8 protein-coding genes are annotated in these 6441 nt (G+C 49.0%); 2 read left to right on the top strand and 6 right to left on the bottom strand.

Translation table 11 applies throughout. The features are described 5' to 3' along the window. The 3 genes from IQ235_RS15580 to IQ235_RS15570 all read right to left on the bottom strand — a co-directional run. Positions 1-638 (bottom strand): M15 family metallopeptidase (locus IQ235_RS15580; RefSeq protein ID WP_264322360.1); only part of this gene is annotated, 638 nt, incomplete at its 3' end. A gap of 139 nt (positions 639-777) precedes the next feature. Next, a complete protein-coding gene (locus IQ235_RS15575) occupies positions 778-1272 on the bottom strand; it encodes a DUF427 domain-containing protein (protein WP_264322359.1) in 495 nt (164 codons plus the stop codon). Positions 1273-1566: 294 nt separating this feature from the next. After that, entirely contained in the window at positions 1567-2154 is a 588-nt protein-coding gene (locus tag IQ235_RS15570; protein ID WP_264322358.1) for a rhomboid family intramembrane serine protease, read from the bottom strand. A gap of 230 nt (positions 2155-2384) precedes the next feature. On the opposite strand from IQ235_RS15570, the gene IQ235_RS15565 reads away from it, so the two are divergent. Further along, entirely contained in the window at positions 2385-3074 is a 690-nt protein-coding gene (locus tag IQ235_RS15565; protein ID WP_264322357.1) for a HEAT repeat domain-containing protein, read from the top strand. 13 nt (positions 3075-3087) lie between these two features. On the opposite strand, the gene IQ235_RS15560 is transcribed toward IQ235_RS15565, so the two are convergent. Both IQ235_RS15560 and aroC read right to left on the bottom strand, forming a co-directional pair. Then, complete coding sequence (locus tag IQ235_RS15560) at positions 3088-3939, bottom strand: MBL fold metallo-hydrolase (RefSeq protein WP_264322356.1); 852 nt, start codon at positions 3937-3939, stop codon at positions 3088-3090. Positions 3940-4047: 108 nt separating this feature from the next. After that, complete coding sequence (gene aroC / locus IQ235_RS15555) at positions 4048-5157, bottom strand: chorismate synthase (RefSeq protein WP_264322355.1); 1110 nt, start codon at positions 5155-5157, stop codon at positions 4048-4050. Between the two features lie 76 nt (positions 5158-5233). Here aroC and IQ235_RS15550 point away from each other — a divergent pair, with 76 nt between their 5' ends. Continuing rightward, a complete protein-coding gene (locus IQ235_RS15550) occupies positions 5234-5452 on the top strand; it encodes a hypothetical protein (protein WP_264322354.1) in 219 nt (72 codons plus the stop codon). Positions 5453-5492: 40 nt separating this feature from the next. Here the strand turns inward: IQ235_RS15550 and IQ235_RS15545 are convergent, their stop codons facing one another. Further along, positions 5493-5759 (bottom strand): Mo-dependent nitrogenase C-terminal domain-containing protein, encoded by a 267-nt coding sequence (locus tag IQ235_RS15545; protein ID WP_264322353.1) that lies wholly within the window; start codon positions 5757-5759, stop codon positions 5493-5495. Positions 5760-6441: the final 682 nt, after the last annotated feature.

Below are 6441 nucleotides of genomic sequence, written 5' to 3'. Positions count from 1 at the left end.
CTGTAGTACGGCGCGTTTTCTTCGAGCCAGCGAAATGCTTCGGTCTTCTCAAATTCTTGCATGAGGTGGGTTGCCGGGACGTTGCCATCGCCAATATCGATGGCATAACCGGTATGGTGTTCGCTATAGCCTGGAGGAGCGCTCACCTCAGCCCGTTCTGAAGCCCCCTGTCGGCGTTCGGCTTTCACGTCAAAAAATAAAAATTCCTGGTCTTCAAGAGTCCGAAAACCGGAAATGGGAGCCAGAAAAATACCTTGCTCTCTGGCTGCTGCTTCCATCTCTAAATAGCGATCGGCAGCCGTTGCGCGCAAGCGAATGCTACCATCGGCGACAATGGGTTTTAGCTCGCCCTCTGGAGCGATTTCGTAAGGCAAATGTCCCAGCAAGTCATCTGAGGTGTCTTCAGCGGTCGGGTTGGAGGTAGAGGATGTTGCAACGTCCTCAGAAGCTGGAGAGGAAGTGGCGATCGAGCGTTGTTGGGACTGTACCACCCAGAACAAACTCCCTGCCAACGCCAAAATGCCCAAACCCACCAATCCAATTAGGCCCCAAACCAGCCATTTCTCCCGAGATACCGCCGATGGGGTGAGGAGTTCTGCAGGGCCGTCTCGTAAGGCTTCTGGGATATCGTCTTGCACTGTTCCCGAATAGCTGGTTGTTTTTTTCGATCCGCTCGCGTTATGCAAAGACTTCCTCCTCAAAGATCGGCAAGCTCGAACCCACATAAATTGTAGACGAAGACATCGCGCAACGCCTGCTTCCCCTGCCTCGTTGCTTTTACCAGCCCCAAGTCCCGGCACTACCTTTAAACGGGCCGACGATATCGCGCGTCACCCATCCCCCGTAAAAATTGCCCGGTTGCGGTTGCACTTGCTCGCCATCAACGTAGCACGCATCCATCATGTCAGCATAAAACGCCACGTAGTTTTCGATCGTGGCAAAAGCGGGAGTCGGTTGGGAATAAAACCAGGCGGCATTCGGGGCTTGTTTGTCCCCAACAACGATCGTATAGTATCCGGCAACACCTTTCCATTCGCAGTAAGAAGTGCGATCGGTTTGAGATAGATACTCCATCTGGATATCCAGGGGAGAAATATAGTAGACGGGGGGATGACTGGTTTCTAGGACTCGTTTGGCGTTGTGGGTATCGGCGATCGTGATGCCGTTGAAGACGACTTGTAGGTGCTTGCTAGTATCTTCCAAGCGAGGGGGACGGGGATAGTCCCAGACTGATTCTTGACCGGGGCCGGGTTCGATCCGTTGAGAAAACATTATCGATGTGTTAGGGCGCAAGAGTTTTTTTGAGTGGAAATATTTTGCTGATTTCCCAAGTTTAAAATGAGTTGGCTCGATCGAGTCGGCGAGATCGAAAAAATAATGACCGATTCCCACGAATGTCTGTCTTTGTGAATTCTGTTGGATTCTCCACCTAAAGTCTCGAGCGCTCCTTAAGTTGATATGGCTGGAAAAAGCTCGAAGATTTAAAATCTATACGTTTTCGAGTGGGAAAGCCCGACCCGTAAAATCTCGGTTTAGTCTCTCAAACCACACTCCGTGTTCGATCGCTCACAAAACACTCTTCGTTTTACGGCTTACGAAATAAGCCGCTAGGACACCGCTCAAAAAGCCAAAGAGATGTCCTTCCCAAGAGACTCCCGGCCGACCGGGCAAAACGCCCCAAATCAGGCTTCCGTATGCAGAACCGACGATGACGGACAAAGCAATTCCGGCGAAGCTGCGCTCGAATATACCTCGCAGCATGAGAAAACCGAGATATCCAAAAATTAGACCGCTGGCACCGATGTGATAGGCTGGCGATGCGAAAAGCCACACGCCCGCACCGCCCACTAAAACAATTGTTACTGTGGCGATCCAAAAATCCAACGTGTTGCGCAGCATCACCAGCCACCCCAACGTAATGAATGGGATTGTATTGGCGATCAGGTGAGGGAAATTGCCGTGGAGAAAGGGCATCAAGAGTATGCCGCGCAAACCAATCTCGTGGCGCGGCAGAATGCCGAATCGATCTAACCCGCCTCGAAATACAACAAAATCAGCAATTTCGACGATCCACATGATGGCTACAAAACTTGCCAAAATTACCACTTGCGTTTTAAAGTCGCTGGCGATTTGGCCTATATTTTCTTTCTTCATGGCATCCGTTGGTGTGGTGGTTGAGTATCGGTAATGGTTCTAGCTTCTAGGGTAACAACTCGATAGAAGAGCCTGCACGCAAACGAGTTTGAAGGTTTGCCCCGCGATCGATTTTGACCGAAACGTTCTACAGGTCAATCCTGTGGAACCCACAAGATGGCTTCGGCAGTAGGTATAATCAGTACAATAACTCGTAAAGTTTTGTAAATTCCCCGATCGACCCCAGATTTATGAATCCCGATAATTTAACCCACATTTCGACTCAGTTAGAAAGTCCGAACGCGCGCGATCGAATGTTGGCTTTGGCTTCCTTGAGAAAAGTTCCGGCCGTCGATGCCGTACCGCTCATCAAAAAAGTCCTCGACGATGAGAATCTTCCCATTCGATCGATGGCGATCTTTGCCCTGGGTATCAAACCCACGGAAGAATGCTACCCAATTTTGGTGCGCTTGCTCGAAACCGACCCCGATTACGGTATTCGCGCCGACGCAGCTGGGGCGTTGGGCTATTTGGAAGACGGACGGGCATTTGAACCCCTCGTGCGAGCCTTTTACGAAGATACCCAATGGCTGGTACGTTTTAGTGCTGCGGTGTCGTTAGGAAACTTAAAAAACCCTCAAGCCTACGATGTATTAATCAAAGCCCTCGACAGCGAGGAAGTCGTGCTGCAACAAGCGGCAATTTCTGCATTGGGAGAAATTAAAGCTACCGCTGCGATCGATAAATTACTCAACTTCGTTCAGTCGGACGATTGGCTGGTGCGACAGCGCCTAGCGGAAGCCTTGGGACATCTTCCGGGTTCCAAAACAACCTCCGCGCTTCAATATATGGCAAAAGACTCTGATGCTCAAGTAGCCGAGGCCGCCAGGATTTCTTTAGAGCGCCTCCAAGAGCAAGCCTCCCAAACTCCTTCATCTTAGGGGAGTACGACCCTTAATAAACTGGTAACATCATTCCTTCGCGAGCCAGCACCGAATTGGGAAAGGCTGCTTTGACTTCTAGATCGAGTGCATCGAGAAAATCATCAGAGTGGCTGGGTTCGTGGTGGAAGACAACAAGAGTTTTCACTCCTGCCGCTTTGGCAATTCTGACCCCCTCCTCCCATGTCGAGTGACCCCAACCCACTTTTGGCGCTTTTGGATTGTTGTATTCTTCGTCTGTATACATGGCATCATAAATGAGCATATCCGCTCCCTGAGCCAGTTCTAGCACATTTTCATCCAATCTATCGGGGTAGTGTTCGGTATCGGTGCAGTAAAAGACTGAATGTCCCTGCCAATTGACTCGATACCCCATCGCATTATTGGGATGGTTGAGATGACCGGTTTGGAAGGTAATGTCGTCCATCTCAAAGGTATCGCCACAGACGATATGAGTAAATTTGAGATCGGCTTGCATCCCGGCTAAAGGAATTGGAGAATTGGGATGGAGTACTCGCTCGATAAAATGTTTCTCTAGGGAATCACCATTTTGAGGTAACGTTCCGTAGATATGCAAGCGGTGGTCTTTCACAAAGGCGGGCATAAAAAAGGGAAACCCTTGAATGTGATCCCAATGGTAGTGAGGAAAGAACATATAGGTTTCTGGCGGCAGATCCCGCATCAGATCTTTACTCAATTCCTGTAAGCCAGTTCCGCCATCGAAAATGAGACGTTTTCCGCCGATGTGCATTTCAATGCAGGAAGTATTACCGCCATAACGAACGGTATCTTTTCCGGGGGTGGGAATACTACCTCGGACACCCCAGAACTGGATAACAAAATCAGAGGATGTGCTTGTTTCCATAAAAGTATCGGGGACAGCCTTACAACATCAATTATCTAAGGAGGAGGTGTGACATCCGGATAGATTGAGTGCCCGTCGACCTAGACTCCCATACTTGGATCGTAGCAACTAATTTATAGGTTCAACAGGTTTGAGAGTATTGCACTGTGCCCGATGGCGTAATAAGTGGTCGCATAGCACCAAAGCGACCATCGCCTCCACCATGGGAACGGCGCGGGGCAAAACACAAGGATCGTGTCGTCCCTTCGCCGCTAGCACCGTTTCTTGGCGATCTCGGGTCACAGTATTCTGTTCTTTCCGAATAGTCGCCGTGGGCTTGAAAGCCACTCGAATAATAATATTTTCTCCATTCGCGATGCCACCCTGAATTCCACCCGATCGGTTGGTACGGGTTCGGATTTGCCTGGATGCGTCCAGATAAAACTCGTCGTTATGCTCGCTACCGGTAAGTAAGGTTCCCGCAAATCCGGAACCAATTTCAAATCCCTTGCTTGCAGGCAAGGACATCACACCTTTTGCCAGGTCGGCCTCTAGTTTATCAAAGACCGGCTCGCCGAGTCCTCTGGGGAGGTTCCTCGCCACACATTCGACCACACCGCCGACGGAGTCTCCCTGACGGCGAATATGCTCGATTCGTTCGATCGCCGATCGTGCGAATTCGGCATCGGGACAGCGAACGATGTTACTTTCAACTTGCTCTAGAGTAACAGTTTCGGGGTCTACTACACCCTCTAAATCTTGGATGCGCTTGACGTAACCGATAATTTCAACCCCGGCGACTTGCCGCAGAATTTTTTTGGCGATCGCACCACCAGCTACCCGTCCGATGGTTTCTCGGGCAGAAGAGCGACCCCCACCCTGCCAGTTGCGGAAGCCATATTTCGCGTCGTAGGTGGCATCGGCATGAGAGGGACGATAGGTCTGAGCCATCTCGTCGTAGTCTTGAGGTCGCGTGTCTTTGTTACGGACTAAGATCGCAATTGGAGTTCCTAAAGTTTTGCCTTCAAACACCCCAGAGATGATTTCGCAGGTATCGGTTTCTTTTCGCGGAGTTGTAATTTTGCTCTGACCGGGACGACGACGGTCTAACTCGAACTGAATTTCTTCTGTAGAAATATCGAGCTGGGGAGGACATCCATCGACGATCGCACCGACGCCACCGCCATGAGATTCACCGAAGGTGGTAATGCGAAATAGGTTTCCGAAGGTGTTGCCCACTGATGCTTGCAGAGTAAAGTGTATGTTTTGGATATTCTTATTTTAACTCTGTGGGGAAGATTCGGAACGTCCTAAGATGGCTTGGCATCGCGATTCTGGGGTCGGTCGTGGGGAATGGTTAGGGATGTTGGATAGTTCTGAGGTGTTATATCTGTTTAAGCGTTCGGGCGATATAGGGGGCAATGTAGGGGGAGTTCCCGCATCTCAGGTTAGGGAGAAGACCGCAAGACAGGTCGATCGTAGCTTGAAGACTTTGAGAAAGCAGGTGGCGAGTTGTGCTGAAGAGAGAACTTGAAGAAACAAGTTTTTCTAGGTCACTCAGAAACTCGATCGTTCTAGCAAAGTTCGACCATTCCGCAGTCATCGACGAGGTAGCACATTGCACGAAAACGGAGTCCGACGAGTTGCTCGTAAAAGGGGTTGAGCTTGCACATGGGAGGAATGCGTAGCAAGCGGCGACCGAAGAGGACGATGTCGCGCTCGAACGGGCATTGAGCGGGAATGGCTTTAAACAAGAATAATGCGATTTTAGGATTTTGAATTTTTCGCGTATCGAGCCATTGACGTAAAGGCTGTAGCAGATTTGACAAGAAGTAACTCATAACTTTAAAACCTAATAGAGTTCACTTTGGCTGAACTGTTTTTAGCGTTCATACTACTTACGTTAAAGATTAATATTCAGTCTTGGGTAAAGGGATGAAAATGAATAAATGCTTTTCGATAAAGATTGAGTAAAGCTGTGAATAGAACTCGAATTTTATTCGCTCAAACCCTTTAATGAAGAGACTTATAGTCTTTTAGAGATAATAGGAAGAATTTGTATTTTCTGATACAAATATTAGAGGGTAGAGATATTTACTTAGGGCAATTTTTGAAGGCCGGTGAGCTGAGGTCAATCCTTTATTACCAGTTACGCGGTGTGCAACTTTAGTTAAAGTCATGTGGCAAGCGAGCCGAAAAATCCCCCGATCGGTCGTTCCGGAGTTCCCTCGTGTTGTTAGGTTTTGGATCGACAAGTTGCACTAGGCCCCCGTATCCTCATTTCACCCCTATTGAGCCACTCAAATAACTTAACTGCACTATCAACAATACAAATCGGAATCATTGGTATAGGCGACTTCCAAGCTTTGTGAAGTGATGTAAAATTAAGTCTATTGTCCGTTTACAGAGTTTAGAGGGATGTCCTTTTCTATTGAGTCAGCTCGCAATATTTTTCCGGAAACGCTGGCTGCGGATGTGGTGCCAGCCACGATTTCCCGCTTTAACCAACTGGGGGTTGAAGAC

This window comes from Zarconia navalis LEGE 11467, from assembly GCF_015207075.1.
Lineage (GTDB): Bacteria > Cyanobacteriota > Cyanobacteriia > Cyanobacteriales > Geitlerinemataceae > Zarconia > Zarconia navalis.
The sequence above is the reverse complement of the archived record's forward strand: the minus strand, read 5'-3'. Positions and strand labels throughout refer to the sequence as shown.

What these genes read in the sequence shown, in the direction of transcription:
- IQ235_RS15575 (WP_264322359.1), bottom strand. Translation starts at nt 1,272, where the DNA reads ATGTTTTCTCAACGGATCGAACCCGGCCCCGGTCAAGAATCAGTCTGG.
- IQ235_RS15570 (WP_264322358.1), bottom strand. Translation starts at nt 2,154, where the DNA reads ATGAAGAAAGAAAATATAGGCCAAATCGCCAGCGACTTTAAAACGCAA.
- IQ235_RS15565 (WP_264322357.1), top strand. Translation starts at nt 2,385, where the DNA reads ATGAATCCCGATAATTTAACCCACATTTCGACTCAGTTAGAAAGTCCG.
- IQ235_RS15560 (WP_264322356.1), bottom strand. Translation starts at nt 3,939, where the DNA reads ATGGAAACAAGCACATCCTCTGATTTTGTTATCCAGTTCTGGGGTGTC.
- IQ235_RS15550 (WP_264322354.1), top strand. Translation starts at nt 5,234, where the DNA reads ATGGCTTGGCATCGCGATTCTGGGGTCGGTCGTGGGGAATGGTTAGGG.
- IQ235_RS15545 (WP_264322353.1), bottom strand. Translation starts at nt 5,759, where the DNA reads ATGAGTTACTTCTTGTCAAATCTGCTACAGCCTTTACGTCAATGGCTC.